Origin of the sequence: Methylonatrum kenyense (assembly GCF_023195885.1) — a bacterium.
GTDB classification, from domain to species: domain Bacteria; phylum Pseudomonadota; class Gammaproteobacteria; order Nitrococcales; family Aquisalimonadaceae; genus Methylonatrum; species Methylonatrum kenyense.
The window spans coordinates 104,862-121,507 of sequence record NZ_JALPKO010000001.1 but is presented as its reverse complement, the minus strand read 5'-3'; the positions used below and the strand labels follow the sequence as shown (position 1 = coordinate 121,507).

Genomic DNA, 16,646 nt, shown 5'->3' with positions numbered 1-16,646 from the left:
AGTCTCTCAATTAGCTGACGTAAAACATAAAACGTTAAACGTAAAACGTTCATTTAACCTTCATCCCCGGTTCGGCGCCGTTGTCGGGTTCGAGGATGAAGAGGTCCTTGCCGCCGGGGCCGGCTGCCAGGACCATGCCTTCGGAGACACCGAAACGCATCTTGCGCGGCTTCAGGTTGGCGACCATGACCGTGAGCTTGCCTTCCAGGTCGGCTGGCTCGTAGGCGGCACGTATGCCGGCGAACACGGTGCGGGTCTCGCCGCCCAGGTCCAGGGTCAGTTGCAGCAGCTTGTCGGCACCGTCGACCTGCGCCGCCTTGCTGATGCGGGCGATGCGCAGGTCAACCTTGCCGAAATCCCCAATCTCGATCTGTTCGGCAATCGGGTTGTCGGCCAATGGCCCCGTCGGTGTCGTCTCCGCCTTCGGCGCCAGCGTCTCCCGGGATTCCTCCAGCATGGCGTCGACCGACTCGCGCGCGACCCGGGTGGCCAGTGGCTCGAAGCGGCCGATGGTGTGATCCAGCAGCGGTTCGGTGGCATCGGACCAGGTTTGTTCCGGAATCTGCAGAAAGGCCTCGGCGCGCGCGGCGATTCGGGGCACCACCGGTTTCAGGTAGGTCATCAGCACGCGGAACACATTCAGCGTCTGGGTGCAGATCAACTGCACCCGCTCCAGGGTCTCGGCATCCTTCGCCAGCACCCAGGGCTTGCGCTCATCGAAGTACTGGTTGGCCTCGTCGGCCAGCGCCATGATCTCGCGGATCGCACGGGAGAACTCGCGGTCCTCGTAATGCCGCGCGATCTGTTCACCCCGTGCCGTCACCGTGCGGTACAACTCGGGCGCCTCCAGATGATCGGCAAGGCGGCCGTCGAAGCGCTTGTTGATGAAGCTGGCACTGCGGCTGGCAATGTTCACCAGTTTGCCCACCAGATCGGAATTCACCCGCTGGATGAAGTCATCCAGGCTCAGGTCCAGGTCGTGCACGCTGCTGCCCATCTTGGCCGCCAGGTAGTAGCGCAGGTATTCCGGATTCAGATGATTCAGGTAGGTGCGACCCATGATGAAGGTGCCGCGCGACTTGGACATCTTCTGGCCGTTGACCGTCAGAAAGCCGTGGGCGCAGATCCGGGTCGGCTTGCGAAAGCCCGCACCCTCCAGCATCGCCGGCCAGAACAGGGCATGGAAATAGACGATGTCCTTGCCGATGAAGTGATACAGCTCGGTGTCGGTATCCGGCCGCCACCAGGCGTCGAAGTCCTCGCCATGCTGCTCACACCAGTTGCTGAAGCTGGCCATGTAGCCGATCGGCGCGTCCAGCCAGACGTAGAAGTACTTGTCCTCGGTGCCGGGGATGCGGAAGCCGAAGTAGGGTGAGTCGCGGGAGATGTCCCATTCCCGCAGGCCGTCTTCGAACCATTCGTTGAGCTTGTTGGCCACTTCGCCCTGCACATGACCGTCGCCGGCCCAGGTGCGGAGCATGTCGCCGAAGTCCTGCAGCCGGAAGAAATAATGCTCGGATTCCTTGTCCACCGGCGTTGCGCCGGAAACCACGGAAACCGCGTTCCGGAGTTCGGCCGGCGTGTAGGTGGCGCCGCAGACCTCGCAGGAATCGCCGTACTGCTCGGCGGCACCGCAGCGCGGGCAGTCGCCTTTGATGTAACGATCCGGCAGGAACATGTTCTCCACCGGATCATAGGCCTGCTTGATGGTGCGGCTGGTGATGTGGCCGGCGTCCCTCAGGCGCTGGTAAATCAGTTCGGCGTAGTAACGGTTCTCCTCGGAGTGGGTCGAATAGTAGTTGTCGAACTCGATCAGGAAATCGGCGAAGTCCTGCTGATGCTCCCGGCCAATCCTCTCGATCAGCTCTTCCGGAGTAATCCCCAGTTCGCGTGCCTTGAGCATGATCGGGGTGCCATGGGCGTCATCGGCGCAGACGTAGATGCAGCGGTTGCCCCGTAGTCGCTGGAAGCGGACCCAGATGTCGGTCTGGATGTATTCCACCAGATGACCAAGATGGATGGGGCCGTTGGCATAGGGTAGGGCGCTGGTCACAAGGATCTGGCGCGACATGGAACCTCGTCTCATGGTGCGAAAGAAAGACCGCGAAGTATGCCAGATTCGGGGTGTTGGCGGCGACGCGGGTCTGGTGAGGGCGCAATCTCGCCAGCGGTTTGGGCGGGCTTCGATGTCTGGGCATGGGGTTTCCTACGGGATTGACGACGTTCTGTGTCAACAGCTCGCTTCGGAAACCCCACGCCCAGACAAGGCGGCCGTCGGCACGCGTGGGGTATAGGGCTTCGATGTCAGGTTGCGGCGGCCTCCCGATTTCCTGATTGCGCTTCGTCCAGATGGGCGGGTTCTGTTTTGCCGCGGTGCAGCAACGGCGGTAGACTGCGGTCAGGATTTCAAGCCCAGCCGAGGTGCTCGATGACGGTCATTCGCCAGCAGGATTTTATTCAGAGTGTGGCCGACGCGCTGCAGTACATCTCGTATTACCATCCGAAGGATTTCGTGCAGGCGGTCACCGCGGCCTACGAGCGTGAGGAATCGCCGGCGGCGCGTGACGCCATGGCGCAGATCCTGATCAACTCACGCATGTGCGCCGAGGGGCGGCGGCCGATCTGCCAGGACACCGGGATTGTCACCGTGCTGCTGAAAATCGGCATGGACGTGCGCTGGGACGCGACCATGGGTGTCGAGGAGATGGTCAACGAGGGTGTGCGCCAGGCCTATGGCGATGCCGACAACATCCTGCGCGCCTCGGTGCTGGCGGATCCGGCCGGCAGCCGGCGCAACACCGGTGACAACACGCCTGCGGTGATCCACACCCGCGTGGTGCCGGGCGAGACCGTGGCGGTGGAGCTGGCGGCCAAGGGTGGTGGCTCCGAGGCGAAGACCAAGTTCGTCATGCTGAACCCCTCCGACAGCATCGTCGACTGGGTTCTGAAGACCGTGCCGACCATGGGTGCTGGCTGGTGTCCGCCGGGGATTCTGGGCATCGGTATCGGCGGTACCGCCGAGAAGGCGATGGTGATGGCCAAGGAGGCCTGCATGGAGTCCATCGACATCCACGAACTGCAGGCCCGTGGCCCGGCCAACCGGGTTGAGGAACTGCGACTGGAGATCTTCGACAAGGTGAACCAGCTCGGCATCGGTGCCCAGGGGCTGGGTGGGCTGACCACGGTGCTGGACGTGAAGATTCACGACTACCCGACCCATGCGGCGAATCTGCCGGTGGCGATGATCCCGAACTGCGCGGCGACGCGACATGCGCATTTCGTGCTGGATGGCTCCGGCCCGGCGGAACTGACGCCGCCGTCGCTGGACGACTGGCCGAAAATCACCCGCGAGGCCGGCGAGAATGTGCGCCGGGTGAACCTCGACACCGTCACCCGCGAGGAGGTGGCTAGCTGGACGCCGGGCGAGACCCTGCTGCTGTCCGGCACCATGCTTACCGGTCGGGACGCGGCGCATAAACGCATGGCGGACCTGTTCGCCCGCGGCGAGGCGTTGCCCGAGGGTGTCGACCTGAACAACCGCTTCATCTACTACGTGGGCCCGGTGGACCCGGTGCGCGATGAAGTCGTCGGACCGGCCGGGCCGACCACCGCCACGCGGATGGACAAGTTCACAGACCTGATGCTGGAAAAGACCGGCCTGCTGGGAATGATCGGCAAGGCCGAGCGCGGACCCGAGGCGATTGCGGCGATCCGGCGGCACAACGCGGTTTACCTGATGGCGGTCGGCGGCGCTGCCTACCTGGTGTCCAAGGCGATCCGCAAATCCCGGGTGGTGGCATTCGAGGATCTGGGCATGGAGGCGATCCACGAATTTGTGGTCGAGGACATGCCGGTAACCGTGGCGGTGGACGCGGCCGGTGAGTCGGTACACGAGACCGGGCCGCGGGAATGGCGTGCACGGATCGGTGGCATCCCGGTGGTCGAGGAAGCCTGAATCCGTCCCGGATGGATCAGGCGGCCTGCGCCTGATCCGCCAAGTGCTTGATCCGTTCGACCATCGAGAAAAAGCCGTTGCGCCGGTTGGGGCTGAGCTGCTGCTCGAGGCCGAGCCGCTGGAATAGCCCCTCAATGTCGGTCTGGCGGATCTCCTCCGGCGTGCGTCCGGAATAGGCCATCAGGATCAGTGCAATCAGCCCCCTGACGATAAAGGCGTCGCTGTCCGCGCGAAAAGTCAGCCGCTGCGGCGTGGTCTGTTCGATGTCGTGCAACAGCCAGACCTTGCTGACGCAACCCTCCACCCGGTTGTCCTCGGTTTTCGCCTCCTCGGGGAATTCCGGCAACTCGCGGCCGAGGTCGATAATCAGCCGATATCGATCCTCCCAGCTGTCGAGGAATTCGAAGGTTTCTATGACGTCGTCCAGTTGCATGGGCTTTGCGTCCCATTGGCTTTACTGCGGATGTTGCATCGTAACATGCGGTGCCGGATGGTGGCCCTGTGGCATACTCCACCCATGATTTCACACCCCCGAACAGGTTTTCCATCAGGAGTCATGCATGCTGACTGTGGAGCTCTTCGGTGTACTGCAGCAGGCAGCGGGCGACCGCCAGTTGCAGCTTGATGCATTGCCGGAACCGCCAACGGTGGCCGCCGTTCTGGATCAATTGGCTCGGCGGCATCCGGCCCTGGCGCCGCACTTGCGGCGCGTCGCCTGCGCCCAGGGGGATAGCCTGGTCCGCCAGGACCAGACCATCGACACAAGCCGCCCGCTGGTGCTGTTGCCGCCAGTCAGCGGCGGCTGAACGCTAGAGGTTGGCATGAGCAGAATGACCGAGCAGCCGCTGGACATGGGGCAGTTGCTGCGAGAAACCGAGAATGACGCCTGCGGCGCCCTGGTCGTGTTCGGTGGCATCGTCCGCAATCATCATGCGGGCAAGGGCGTGAGCGGGATGAGCTATTCCGCCTACGGTCCGATGGCGGAAAAGGTGCTGGCGGAACTGGAGCAGGAAACGCTGCAGAAATTTCCGGTCAGCGAATGCCGCATCGTGCATCGCACCGGCGATCTGGCGATCGGCGAGGCCAGTGTGCTGGTGGTGGTGCGGGCACCGCACCGGGGCGATGCCTTCGACGGTGCGCGCTATGCCATCGATACCCTGAAGGTGCGCCTGCCGGTGTGGAAGCACGATTTCTACGAAGATGGCAGCGACGCGTACCAGGACGGCGTGCCGCTGGAAACCGCGGCCTCCCGGGACGCCGAGAACAGTCAGTGAGTCAGGCAATGGCGAACGAGCAGGCCGGCTTTCTCCCCCTCTCCATCGCGGTGCTGACGGTGTCCGACAGCCGCACCGAGGCCGACGACAAGTCCGGAGACCTGCTGGTGGCGCGGCTTCAGGATGCCGGCCATCACCTGGCCGACAGGCAGATCGTGCCGGATGACATCTACCGGGTTCGCGAGGTGGTGTCGCGCTGGATCGTGGACGAAGGCGTGAAGGTGGTGATCAGCACCGGCGGCACCGGCATCACCGGACGCGACACCACACCCGAAGCGGTGTTGCCGCTGTTCGATATGCGGGTCGACGGTTTCGGCGAGTTGTTCCGGCAACTGTCCTTCGAGGAAATCGGCAGTTCCTCGATTCAGTCACGCGCCGTTGCCGGCGTCGCCAATGCCACTTTGTTGTTCGTGCTGCCGGGCTCCAGTGGTGCCTGCCGCACGGCCTGGGACGGCATCCTGCTGAAGCAACTGGATCGTCGTCACAAGCCCTGCAATTTTGTCTCGTTGATCCCGCGATTGCGTGAGTGAATCCGGCAGTGACGGTTCCTTACCAGGCATGCTCGGCTATGCTGGCAATGGAACCTTGGATCCGCATCCGGTCAAACTGGTGGGGATGAACCCGCAAGGAGGACACCATGAAACGATCACTGATCCGCGCGCTGGCCGGCGCCGCGCTCGCCGCACCGCTGGCACTGGCGGCTGATGACATGCCCAAGGCACACGCCGAATTCATCGACAACGACGGCAATGCCGTCGGCGAGGCGCATCTGACCCAAGGGCCGAACGGGACGCTGATCGTGCTCGAAATCGACGGTCTTCCGGTGGGGCCGAAGGCGATCCACATTCACAGTGTCGGTACCTGCGACGATCACCACGATGGCTTCCAGGATTCGGCGGGGCACCTGAACCCGGAGGACAAGAAACACGGCCTGCTCAACCCGGACGGTCCTGATCCGGGTGATCTCAACAACTTCTACGTCCACGACGACGGCACCGGCTGGGCAGAGTTGTTCAACGCCCGCGCCAGTCTCGACGGCAGCTATGGTGCCAGGATTCTTGATGATGACGGGGCGGCCCTGGTGATCCACGAAAAGCCGGATGACCACATCACCCAGCCGATCGGCGGTGCCGGTGCGCGTATTGCCTGCGGCGTCATCCGCGGCAGTTGAACATTGGCTGGGACACACTGCGGCCGGCGCGACCGGCAGCAGTGGTTCACTGTTCCGATGGTTGAACGGCAAGTAACCGGGGCTGACCATGCGACGCCGTGATTTCGTGAAGGCCTGTGCCGTCGGTGCGGGTTGCGCCGGCCTCGCGCCGGCCTCGCTGTTTGCGGATGCCGGCCTGCGGCCGCGCCGGTATCAACGAAGCCGGCTCGTGCAATCCTCCGGCGAGCCGCTGCGGCTGGGCGAACTGGAACAACTGCGTAACTATGTCTTCTCCTACCCGTACCGTGCGACCCCGGCATTTCTCCTGGATCTGGGTACGTCGGTGCCCGGTGAGCAGAGCCTGCGTACCGAGGCCGGGGAAACCTATCGCAGTCGCCATGGTGTAGGCCCGAAACATAGCGTGGTGGCATTTTCGGCGATCTGCGCGCACAAGTTGGCGCATCCGACGCCGGCGGTCAGCTACATCCGGTTCCGTGAGGCGCGCGGTAACGACGAGCCGGCGACCGGGGTCATCAGCTGCTGCGCCGAAAACAGCCTCTATGATCCCGTGGCTGGTGGCCGGGTGCTGGACGGACCCGCGAAGCAGCCGCTGGCCGCCGTCCTGCTGGAGCACGATGCAGCGGCCGATGAATTGTTCGCGGTCGGCACGCTGGGTGGAGAGTTGTTCGATCGGTTCTTTACCGAGTTCGAAGCGCGTTTGAGCCTGGAATACCCGGATGGCAACGCTCGGGAGGCGGCGGCGGAAGATGTGGTCGTCGAACCCCTGTCCCGGTTCAGTGACAACATCATGCGTTGCTGAGGCAGCGCTCGTAGCGCAGCGTACAGGGAACGGCCGCCCGCATGCCGGATAGCCAACGACTGGACCCCGAGAATATCGGTGGCGACAGCCTGCTGCAGGTGCTTGACGCCTCGCATGTGGGCATCTGGGAGCGGATGTCGGCAGCGGCGTCACGCTGATCAACGAGCGTTGGGCCGAGATGCTCGGGTATCGCCTGGCCGATCTCAACCCGCTGTCCTTCGAACAGTTCGAATCCCTTGTCCATCCGGACGATTTTCTCCAGCTCCGGGAAAAACTGGATCTGCATCTGGCCGGTGGAAGCGAGTACCTGGCGCACGAGTTCCGCCTGCGTACGGCCAGCGGCGACTGGCGCTGGATCAAGACGCGCGGCCAAGTCACGGCCCGGGACGACGATGGCGCGCCCCGTACCATGAGCGGGGTACATCTGGATATTTCCAGGGTCATGGAACGCCGGGAAGTGCAGGAGCTGGTCAACCAGCGCCTCGATGAGGTGCTGTCGGTGACCCCCGCGGTGGTCTACGCTTGTTCGGCGGAGCCGCCGCATCAGGTGGTGTACATCTCGCCGAACCTGGGACGCTTTTTCGACGTCGATGAGGCACAGCTGACCGCGGACCGGGGTTGGTACAGCCTGGTCCATCCCGATGACCTGACGCCGACCTTGCGCCGATGAAGCCCTGTACCGTGCCAAGGAGGCGGGCCGGAATCGTGTGGAACAGGGCTGACCGGCGCGGAGCTCATAGCCGGCCGGTGTCGTGCGCCTCGAGCAGGTTTGCCAGTTCACGCGAGTCGATACTGCGGGCGATTGCGAGGGCATCCACCCCCTGGCCGTCGCTGACCGAGGGGTCTGCTCCCAGGTCCAGCAATTCGCGAACCATCCCGGTATGGCCGTTATGGGTGGCGCGCATCAGGGGGGTCCAGCCGTAGACGTCGACCTGATCCGGATCTGCACCCAGCTGCACCAGTTGCCGGGCCGCCCGCACTTCACCCTTGGCGGCGGCAAGCATCAGCGGTGACCAGCCATTGCTCACCTGCCGCGTAGCGTCGGCCCCCGATTCGACCAGCAGCCGGATGACCGTGGTGTGTCCGTTCACAGCGGCATACATCAGCGCCGTGCCGCCCTTCGCGTTGCGGGCATCGACATGGGCGCCGGCATCGATCAGGTGGCGGCACATGGTCGCGTCGCCGCTTTCCGCGGCCCACATCAATGCCGTCTTGCCGGTGAATTCGCCGGCCACGGTCGCCGTGTCCGGGTCGCTGCCTTCGGCAAGCAGCGTCTTCAGCTTGGCTTCGTCACCGTCCTTGATCGCATCGATCAGTTCGGCAGCGGAAACAGGCAGGCCGATGCTGCACAGGAACAGCAGCAGCGGGGCGAAAGCCGTCGCGCGATACGTTATCATTGTGTGTTTTCCAGGCGCTGGTTGACCGAATACGTCTGGTGTAGCGATAGCAGGCCGTTGCCGGCTCGGCAAGCGGTGGATCACGTTTCCTTGACAATGGACCGACAGGCTTGGCGGCAACGCCACGCCGGAAGGGGAGAGCAGCATGAGCACAGTCACACGCGGCCAGATCGAGCAGGCAATTCAGGGCTGGATCGAGCCCCACCTCGGCCGTGATCTGGTCGCCGCGCGCGCCGTGCGGGAGATCGGGGTGGATGATGCCGGTGCGGTTACCATCGACATGGTGCTTGGGTTTCCGATGTCACCCGGTGCGCGGCAGAAACTCGGCGCCGCGATTCATGAGCGGGTCAGCACCGTCGATGGCGTCAGTGCGGTGAAGGTCCAGGTGGATTGCGAGGTGCGAACCCACGGCATTCACCGCAGCACCGATGCGGTTGAGGGTGTGAAGAACATTATCGCCGTTGCCTCCGGCAAGGGCGGTGTCGGCAAGTCCACCTGCGCTGTCAACCTGGCGCTGGCCCTGTCCGCCGAGGGCGCCCGGGTAGGCATTCTGGACGCCGATATCTATGGTCCGAGCCAGCCGCGCATGCTGGGCATCTCCGGCAAGCCCGAGTCGCCGGACGGCAAGTCGCTGCAGCCGATGACCAATTACGATGTCCAGTCCATGTCTGCGGGTTACCTGATTGACGAGGAAACGCCGATGATCTGGCGCGGGCCGATGGCGACCCAGGCGCTGGAGCAATTGCTGCGTGAGACCAACTGGGACGATCTGGATTACCTGGTCGTCGACATGCCGCCGGGCACCGGCGACATCCAGCTGACGCTGTCGCAGAAGGTCCCGGTCAGTGGCGCAGTGATCGTCACCACGCCGCAGGACATTGCTCTGCTCGATGCCCGCAAGGGGTTGAAGATGTTCGAGAAGGTGAATGTGCCGGTGCTTGGCGTGGTGGAAAACATGAGCACCCATATCTGCAGCCAATGCGGGCATGAGGAGCACATCTTTGGCGAGGGGGGCGGTAGCCGCATGGCGGAACAGTACGGCATCGAGTTGCTTGGCTCGTTGCCGCTGGATATCCGGATTCGCGAGCAGGCCGACGGCGGCAAGCCGACCGTGGTGGCCGACCCGGACGGCACGCTCTCCAGCAGCTACCGGGAGATCGCGCGCAACATTGCCGCCCGGCTGTCGTTGCAGAGCCAGGATTCGCCCAGCCGCTTCCCGAAGATCGTGGTGGAGAATACCTAGACCGTCGACTGGCCAAGGCTCCTCCACGCCTTCAGCTTGCGTTCCAGCGTCTTGCGGCTGACCTGCAGGCGGCGAGCGGCCTCCGACTTGTTGCCGCCAACGGCGCTGAGGACGCGCAGGATGTGACGCCGCTGGACCTCTGCCAGCGGCAGGTCCTCTGGATAGGAGGGGTCACCGCCCGTCTGCCCGCCTTGGTCACGGTTGCGGAGCGTGACGGCCGTATCGGCCAGGCAGTCCGTCAGCCTTTGCCCCAGCACCATGGCGCGCTCGACCAGGTTTTTCAGTTCCCGCACATTGCCTGGCCAGTGGTAGCGCTGCAGCCGGGCGATTTCCCTGTCGTCCGGCACGCGGACCGGAAGCTCCAGGCGGCTGGACAGGTCATGGCTGAACAGCCCGATCAGTCCCGCCAGATCGGTCGGACGTTCGCGCAACGGTGGCAATTGCAGGCGCAGCACGTTGATCCGGTAGAACAGGTCTTCACGAAAGCGGCCGCTGGCGACTTCGTTGCCCAGTGACCGATTGGTGGCGGCAATGATGCGAACGTCGACCTGGATTTCCCGCTCCGCCCCGACCGGCCGTATCCGTTGTTCCTCAAGCACGCGCAACAGCTTGGCCTGCATGTCTGCGGGCATTTCACCGATTTCGTCCAGGAACAGCGTGCCGCCGTCGGCATAGCTGAACATGCCCTCCCGGTCCTGCAGGGCGCCGGTAAACGCGCCTCTGACATGGCCGAACAGTTCACTTTCCAGCAATTCCGGTGACAATGCGCCGCAGTTGATCGGTGCGAACGCCCCGTGCCTGCCGCTGCGCGCGTGAATAAAGCGGGCCAGGACTTCCTTGCCGGTGCCCGATTCACCATCCAGGAGCACGGTTGTGCTGCCCGGTGCCACCCGCTCTGCAAGGGAACGAATGGCCTGCATGCTGGAACTGTCGCAAACCAGTCCGTCATCCGGTTCCCTGGCGAGGTTTCCGGTGGCGACGGTCACGGGGCTTGCGCCAAGTCGCTGCATGACCAGCCTCTGGAGCTGCTGGGCCGGGAACGGAAGGCGGAGCCTCTGTGCACCGGCTGCCTGGTGATCCGGTTGCAGCTTGTCGGAGGCTGGCAGGATATGCAGCGTTGGCAGCTCCGGCAGTTCCGCTGTCAGCTCCTGCAGGCGCCAGTTCTCCGCATCGTCGTTGCCAAGACCGACCACCAGCAGATCCGGTACTGTGCTTTGCAGGCGCAGACGGGCGTCGCGCACCGTGACAGCCGTGCCGAGCGTGACGTTGCAGTGCTTCAGTGTCCGCTGCAGGAACGCCCGCAAACCCGCCTCCGGGGCCAGCAGCAGGATTCCGGCGGGGCGGGCTACAGGCTGTTCGGACTGTTTCCCGTGCACAGCTCGTGGCATGGTCCCGGGACTGGCAGGCATCTGCGGAATCGCTCCGTATGCGGTGTCTGACAAGAGGTCAGTACCTCGACGAAAGTCATATATGGGACAAAATGTACCAGTCCGGGTTCCGAATCAAGGGACTGGTTGAACCAAAAAGGGGCGCCTCCCTGGGGGAGTATCGTGGTTTCAGAGCGGGACAGTGATTTTGCGGTGACCGGCCTGGTGCTTGCCGGTGGCCGGGCAAGCCGCATGGGCGGACAGGACAAGGGGCTGATTGCCATCGCTGGCCAGCCCATGGTCGGCCATGTCCTGGCGCGGCTTCGGCCGCAGGTGCGGGAACTGCTGATCAACGCCAATCGCAACGAGGCCGACTACGCCGGCTTCGGTGCGCCGGTGGTGGCGGATCGCATGCCCGAGTTTCCGGGACCTCTGGCCGGCATGGCCAGCGGCCTGGCCGCCGCAACCACACCCTGGGTGGTGACGGCACCCTGCGATTCGCCGCTTGTCCCGCGGGATCTGGTGGCGCGTCTGCAGCTTGCCCTGCAGGCCGACGCAGGGGACCTGGCCGTGGTCGAGAGTGCGGGACGGCTGCAACCGGTGTTTGCCTTGTTGCCGGTGCGGCTGCTCGGCGACCTCGAGGCCTACCTGGCGGCTGGAGAGCGCAAGATCGATCGCTGGTTTGGTCGGCACAGGATGGCGATTGCGGATTTCAGTGACTGTCCGGAGGCCTTTATCAACGTGAACACGCCGGAGGAGCGGGATGCACTGGAACATCGCTTGCACAACGAAGAATCGGGAGCGGATCGCGCATGACGGTTAGCGAGACCTCACGGATGCTGGAGCAGGCGGCAGCGGATCACGCCGCGTTTGCACGCTGGTTGCGTCAAGGTGCCGACCAGGGAACGGATCGCGAGCTCAACCGACATGCCAGTCAGCGGGCCGCACCTCTGGTGCTTGCTGGCGGGCAAGGTGCGTCCCGGCGAATCGCCCGCTGGTTGGAGCGTTATGTCGCTTCCCATGCGACCACGCCCGTCTTTCTGCATCACGTTGGGTGCACCGGCGAAAGCCGGGACTGCGAGCATCTGCTGTATCGCCTGCTGGGCTTCATTCGTCAGCACTGCGAGCTGCGCGAGACCATCCCGGTGGACCCCGCCGCGCGGCGGGAGCTGCTGCCCAACTGGCTGGCCCGACTCGCGGCCCGGGGCCGCGCGATCCTGGTCCTGGATCGACTCGATGCGCTGCATGGTGCGGCGGTCGAGGATAGTCTCGACTGGCTGCCATCCTGGGTGCCGGACAATCTGCGCGTGGTCGCAAGCTGCCTCGATCCGGCGGTGATCGAGCTGCTGCGTCACCGAGGCTGGACCATTACCGGGCCGGAGCCGGGGGAGGCGCCCGCGGACTTGTCGGCTGCTTGTGATCCCGTAGCGCTGCGGGCGCTTGCCGTGGCACGTCGGGCGCTGCCGCGACCGCTGCTGGAAATGCTGCGCGACGGGATCGCGGAACCTGAGCTGGACCCGGTGACACAGTGCTGTTTCGAGTCGGGCCAGGAGCTGTCGCTTGCCGGCCCGGAATTCCGGGACATGGTGCGCAAGCAGTATCTCGCCGCGGGATCGGACCTGCAGCGGGCGCAACAGCAACTTGCCGGCCTGTATCTGGAGTCCGGCGGAGACGAGGCGCTGGTCGATGGCCTGTGGTTGTTGCAGCAGGCCGGCGACTGGCCGGCACTGGCCCAGCAGCTCTCCGGCCACGAGGTGTTGCGTCGCCTGTTGCAGCCGGAATGGCGCGATTTTCTGCTCGAGATCTGGTGGCGCTGGGGCGGTGGTGACGAGCTGCTGAAGTTCTACCGGCAGGTGATTGCCTCCTGGTCGCAGTCGGCAGCGGATCGCGCTGCGCTGGTGTGCGAGTTGCTCGATGCCCTCTGGCAACTGGCCGAAGCCGAACAGCTGCTGCCGCTGCTTGATCAGGCGCGGCAGTTGCCGGGCGTGAACGAGGATGCGGCACGGGCCAGCCTGGATGCACTTGAAGGGGCCTGCCGACTGCAGTCCGGGGATCTGGATGTCGCACGGGCGGCGCTGGCCGCCGCGTTTGAGTCAGCCGGGCAGCGCGGCGGTGCCGACTCCCCTGAAGCCCGCCGATGCCGTCACCGCCTTGCCATGGTGCTGGAGCAACAGGGTGAAATGGAGCAGGCGATCACCCATTACCAGGCGGCGCTGGCCGGTCGGGAAGCGACCCTTGGCAAGCAGCACCAGGAGCTGATTCCGCACCTGGTCAACCTGGCGGCGGTGCTGCGCGCCGACAACCGGCTGGATCAGGCGCGGCCGCTATACCAGCGTGCCTTGCAACTGTCCGAGCGCGACTACGGTGGTGGTCACCCGCAAACGGCCGCTTGTCTCGACAGCCTCGCCGGCCTGCTCTACGCCGGCCAGGATCTGGAGCAGGCCGAGGCGCTGTATCAGCGCGCCCTGGGCATCGCCGAGACGGCCTTCGGACCGGATCATCCGGCGACCGCGGCCAGTGCGCACAACCTGGGTGCGGTGCTCGATGCCCGCGAGCAGTTTCAGGCCGCCGAGATGCTGTTCCGGCGCGCCCTTGATATCCGCCAGCGGGCGCTCGGTGACGAGCATGTCGACACGGCCTCCAGTCTGCATAACCTGGCTGGTGTGCTGGATGCGATGGGGCGATTCGACGACGCCGAGCCACTGTATCGGCAGGCCATCGATGTCTGGGAACAGGTGGTGGGGCCGGACCACACGGCCACCGCGACCAGCATCAACAATCTGGCCGATCTGCTTCGAGAACAGGGGCGCTACGCGGAAGCCGAGGGGCTTTACCGTCGCAATCTCGATACCTGGGCGGGGCTGCTGGGGGAGCGTCATCCCCACACCGTCATGACACGCTCCGAACTGGCGATCCTGCTGGCCGAGAGCAAGCCCGGCTCGGAAACCGAATCGCTGTTGCAGGCGGCCAGCCGCGAGACGGCCGAGGTCATGGGCTGGGACAGCATGCAGCACATCAACACGGTGGTTCGCTATGCTGCGGTGCTGCGCGATTCCAGGCGGCGCGACGAGGCAAGAGAGCTGCTGGCGCGGACCCTGAAGCAGGCCGAAGGCCGGATCAGCCTGTTATCGCCGCGTCTGCAAAAGTTGCGGCGCCATCTTGATGCACTGGACCAGGATCCGGACACGCTGCACTGAGGAAACACTGATTGACCGGTCTCGGGCGCAGTCGCGGGAATAGATCAGTGTTTCCTTAAAGTCGCTGATCGAATTGTGCGCCCGCGTCGCGGTTCAAAGCGGCCGGGCCGTCAGGCCCAGCATGATGAACACGATCACGGCGGCGATCAGCAGGCAGGCCAGCGGGTGCCGGCGCCATCCGCCGGGCGTGAACAGATCGCGAACGGTTTCCCGAATACGCTCCATCATCGGTTTGAACTCCTCTCGACGACGGCTACCAGGTACGGGTCGTGGCGCGCACTGGTCAGGACCACGTGCGGGAAACGGGGTTCCCTGGCCAGGGTCTCGCGGCCAACTTCGCGCGCCCAGTATTCGCGCTCCGGGTCGTCGACCATGTGCAGCAGCGGGACCACCGGACGATCACCAACGCCTTTCATCAGGCCCTGGGGATGGCTGAAAAGCACTGCCAGGTCCCGCGGTCTAACGGTCTCCCCCGGCGCCAGCCCGGTAACCGCGCTGACACGTTCCGGCCGGTGCGCGATGCGCTCGTCCAGGGGCTTGCCGATGGCGGCCACCGACTGCACCAGGATGACCGCATCGGCGCAGTCCGGAATCAGGGGTTCGTGGGTGGCAGGCGCCTTGATCCAGCGCGCCCGAGCGCCATCCGACTTGAGCAGGGTGAGGTCGAGTTTCGCCCGGCGGTGGATCGCCAGCAGATCCGGTCCTTCCAGGCCGGCCAGACGGCCACGCTTGGACGAAGGACAGGCGAAGGCGAGCTTGCGGGCCGTGCTGGCCGGGATATCACTGCGCAAATGCGCGACGTCCGCCACATGCGTTTCTGCAGCCAGGCTCTTCGGAAACAGGTAGGTGAAGGTGCTGGCGGAGACCGCAGCCCGGCCGGGATGGATCTCCAGCAGGTGATACAGGGTGGTCTTCTTGCCGCCGGCACCCACCACGCTGACGATGCCCTGCTCCGCACCCAGCGCCCGCAATAGTATCCTGTTCTCAACTGTGGTCATCGTGATCCGCCCGGTGTGCGCTGACACAGAGGATTCGCGGCAGGAATGCGGCCAAGCACCGCCAGCTGTCGCCGGCATCGGGGCTGGCAAACAGGTGGCCGCTGGCGGTGCCGAAATAAACGCCGGTCTGGACATGGTCGTCCACGGTCATCGCCTCGCGCAGCACCGTGGTGTAGACGTGCCGCTGCGGCAGGCCGTGGGTCAGGGCCTGCCAGCTGGCACCGGCATCGCGGGAACGATAGACCCGCAGACGCCCGTCGGGCGTGGTGCGCAGGTGATTGCTGTCGATCGGCAGCACGTACACCGTGTCCGGTTCGCCGGCGGGCGAGGTGATGGCGTAGCCGAAATCACTGGGCAGGCCACTGCTGATCTCGGTCCAGTGCTCGCCACCGTCATCGCTGCGGTAGACGCCACTGTAGCATTGCCGGTAAAGGCGGTCCGGGTTGGCGGGGTGGACCAGCAGGCGGTGGATGTTATGGCCGCTTGCGACCTGCTCCTGCGGCAGGTTCGATGCCCGCACGCCGCTGTTGATCGGGTGCCAGTGTCGTCCGCCATCATCGCTGCGATAGGCACCACCGGCCGAAATCGCTGCATAGAGCCGCTGCGGACATCGCTCCGGCTGGACAATGGAGTGGGCGGAGAAGCCGCCCCGTGCGGGTTCCCAGGTATCGCGGCTTGGGTGTTCGTTCAGCCCCGAAAGCGACTGCCAACTGCGACCGGCGTCATCGCTGCGGAACACGCCAGCCGGGTCGATGCCGGCAAACAGGGTATCCGGTCGATCAGCCGTCGCCGGTGCCAGGTACCAGATTCTCTGCAAGCTCTCGTCACTGCGGACCCCGGTGTGGCATGGCGTCGCGGTCAGCGATTGCCAGCTGCGGCCGGCATCGTCGGTCCGGTAGATGTGCACGCCCCAGATCGTATGCGATGTCGCCGCGAAGCCGCGCTTTGGTTGCCGCGGGTCGAGCCATGCATGCAGGATCTCGTAGCCGGCAATCAGCGGCCCCTGTAGCTCCCAGTGTCCGCGTGCCGGATCGGATTCCAGCCGGAACAGACCCTTCTGCGTACCCACCAGCAGGACAGCTCCCATTGCATCCCTGCGTCTGGCCGACTGCGCCATGCTGTACTGCCTCCCCGTTAAGGAAACACTGAGTTATTCGCACGCTTGCCCAAGACCTCGGCCGGTTTTGGCCCCTGGCGGCGTTGCGCCACCGGCCCGGTAGCCATGGCTACCGAACCGGCACCGCA

At 64.8% G+C, this 16,646-nt stretch carries 17 protein-coding genes; 10 read left to right on the top strand and 7 right to left on the bottom strand.

Annotation, left to right across the window (positions count from 1 at the left end; translation table 11 throughout):
- Positions 1–49 precede the first annotated feature (49 nt).
- Positions 50–2,119, bottom strand: a complete 2,070-nt coding sequence (gene metG, locus M0534_RS00600; RefSeq protein WP_345894691.1) for a methionine--tRNA ligase — start codon at positions 2,117–2,119, stop codon at positions 50–52.
- Positions 2,120–2,428: 309 nt separating this feature from the next.
- Between metG and M0534_RS00595 the strand changes: the two genes are divergently transcribed.
- Entirely contained in the window at positions 2,429–3,955 is a 1,527-nt protein-coding gene (locus M0534_RS00595) for a fumarate hydratase (protein WP_248566468.1), read from the top strand.
- Between the two features lie 16 nt (positions 3,956–3,971).
- Here M0534_RS00595 and M0534_RS00590 read toward each other — a convergent pair whose 3' ends face one another.
- Positions 3,972–4,388, bottom strand: a complete 417-nt coding sequence (locus M0534_RS00590; protein WP_248566467.1) for a SufE family protein — start codon at positions 4,386–4,388, stop codon at positions 3,972–3,974.
- Between the two features lie 127 nt (positions 4,389–4,515).
- Here M0534_RS00590 and M0534_RS00585 point away from each other — a divergent pair, with 127 nt between their 5' ends.
- The 6 genes from M0534_RS00585 to M0534_RS00560 all read left to right on the top strand — a co-directional run bounded on the left by M0534_RS00585 (position 4,516) and on the right by M0534_RS00560 (position 7,869).
- Entirely contained in the window at positions 4,516–4,761 is a 246-nt protein-coding gene (locus tag M0534_RS00585) for a MoaD/ThiS family protein (RefSeq protein ID WP_248566466.1), read from the top strand.
- A gap of 15 nt (positions 4,762–4,776) precedes the next feature.
- Positions 4,777–5,229: a molybdenum cofactor biosynthesis protein MoaE gene (locus tag M0534_RS00580; protein WP_248566465.1), complete on the top strand. Its 453-nt coding sequence runs from the start codon at positions 4,777–4,779 to the stop codon at positions 5,227–5,229.
- 8 nt (positions 5,230–5,237) lie between these two features.
- Positions 5,238–5,759: a molybdenum cofactor biosynthesis protein B gene (moaB, locus tag M0534_RS00575; protein ID WP_248566764.1), complete on the top strand. Its 522-nt coding sequence runs from the start codon at positions 5,238–5,240 to the stop codon at positions 5,757–5,759.
- A gap of 107 nt (positions 5,760–5,866) precedes the next feature.
- Complete coding sequence (locus M0534_RS00570) at positions 5,867–6,400, top strand: superoxide dismutase family protein (protein ID WP_248566464.1); 534 nt, start codon at positions 5,867–5,869, stop codon at positions 6,398–6,400.
- 88 nt (positions 6,401–6,488) lie between these two features.
- On the top strand, positions 6,489–7,199 hold the full coding sequence (locus tag M0534_RS00565; RefSeq protein ID WP_248566463.1) for a twin-arginine translocation signal domain-containing protein: 711 nt from the start codon (positions 6,489–6,491) through the stop codon (positions 7,197–7,199).
- Positions 7,200–7,377: 178 nt separating this feature from the next.
- A complete protein-coding gene (locus M0534_RS00560; protein WP_248566462.1) occupies positions 7,378–7,869 on the top strand; it encodes a PAS domain-containing protein in 492 nt (163 codons plus the stop codon).
- A gap of 64 nt (positions 7,870–7,933) precedes the next feature.
- Here the strand turns inward: M0534_RS00560 and M0534_RS00555 are convergent, their stop codons facing one another.
- A complete protein-coding gene (locus M0534_RS00555; protein ID WP_248566461.1) occupies positions 7,934–8,596 on the bottom strand; it encodes an ankyrin repeat domain-containing protein in 663 nt (220 codons plus the stop codon).
- Positions 8,597–8,741: 145 nt separating this feature from the next.
- On the opposite strand from M0534_RS00555, the gene apbC reads away from it, so the two are divergent.
- Positions 8,742–9,839, top strand: coding sequence for an iron-sulfur cluster carrier protein ApbC (gene apbC / locus M0534_RS00550; RefSeq protein ID WP_248566460.1), 1,098 nt, complete (start codon positions 8,742–8,744; stop codon positions 9,837–9,839).
- Here apbC and M0534_RS00545 read toward each other — a convergent pair.
- Complete coding sequence (locus M0534_RS00545; protein WP_248566459.1) at positions 9,836–11,227, bottom strand: sigma-54 interaction domain-containing protein; 1,392 nt, start codon at positions 11,225–11,227, stop codon at positions 9,836–9,838. The genes apbC and M0534_RS00545 overlap by 4 nt on opposite strands.
- 162 nt (positions 11,228–11,389) lie before the next feature.
- Between M0534_RS00545 and mobA the strand changes: the two genes are divergently transcribed.
- Positions 11,390–12,022 (top strand): molybdenum cofactor guanylyltransferase MobA, encoded by a 633-nt coding sequence (gene mobA / locus M0534_RS00540; protein ID WP_248566458.1) that lies wholly within the window; start codon positions 11,390–11,392, stop codon positions 12,020–12,022.
- Positions 12,019–14,403 carry a tetratricopeptide repeat protein gene (locus M0534_RS00535; RefSeq protein ID WP_248566457.1) on the top strand — a complete coding sequence of 795 codons (2,385 nt, stop codon included), beginning with the start codon at positions 12,019–12,021 and terminating at the stop codon, positions 14,401–14,403. Before mobA ends, M0534_RS00535 begins: the two co-directional genes overlap by 4 nt.
- A 93-nt stretch (positions 14,404–14,496) precedes the next feature.
- Here M0534_RS00535 and M0534_RS13680 read toward each other — a convergent pair whose 3' ends face one another.
- Genes M0534_RS13680 through M0534_RS00525 form a run of 3 tightly spaced genes read right to left on the bottom strand, consistent with a single transcriptional unit; the run spans position 14,497 to position 16,518 of the window.
- Entirely contained in the window at positions 14,497–14,631 is a 135-nt protein-coding gene (locus M0534_RS13680; RefSeq protein WP_282571217.1) for a hypothetical protein, read from the bottom strand.
- Positions 14,628–15,401: a selenium cofactor biosynthesis protein YqeC gene (gene yqeC / locus M0534_RS00530; protein ID WP_248566456.1), complete on the bottom strand. Its 774-nt coding sequence runs from the start codon at positions 15,399–15,401 to the stop codon at positions 14,628–14,630. The genes M0534_RS13680 and yqeC overlap by 4 nt, the downstream gene beginning before the upstream one ends.
- The gene (locus M0534_RS00525) at positions 15,388–16,518 is read right to left on the bottom strand and encodes a WD40/YVTN/BNR-like repeat-containing protein (RefSeq protein WP_248566455.1); all 1,131 of its coding nucleotides are present in this window, start codon (positions 16,516–16,518) and stop codon (positions 15,388–15,390) included. Before M0534_RS00525 ends, yqeC begins: the two co-directional genes overlap by 14 nt.
- Positions 16,519–16,646: the final 128 nt, after the last annotated feature.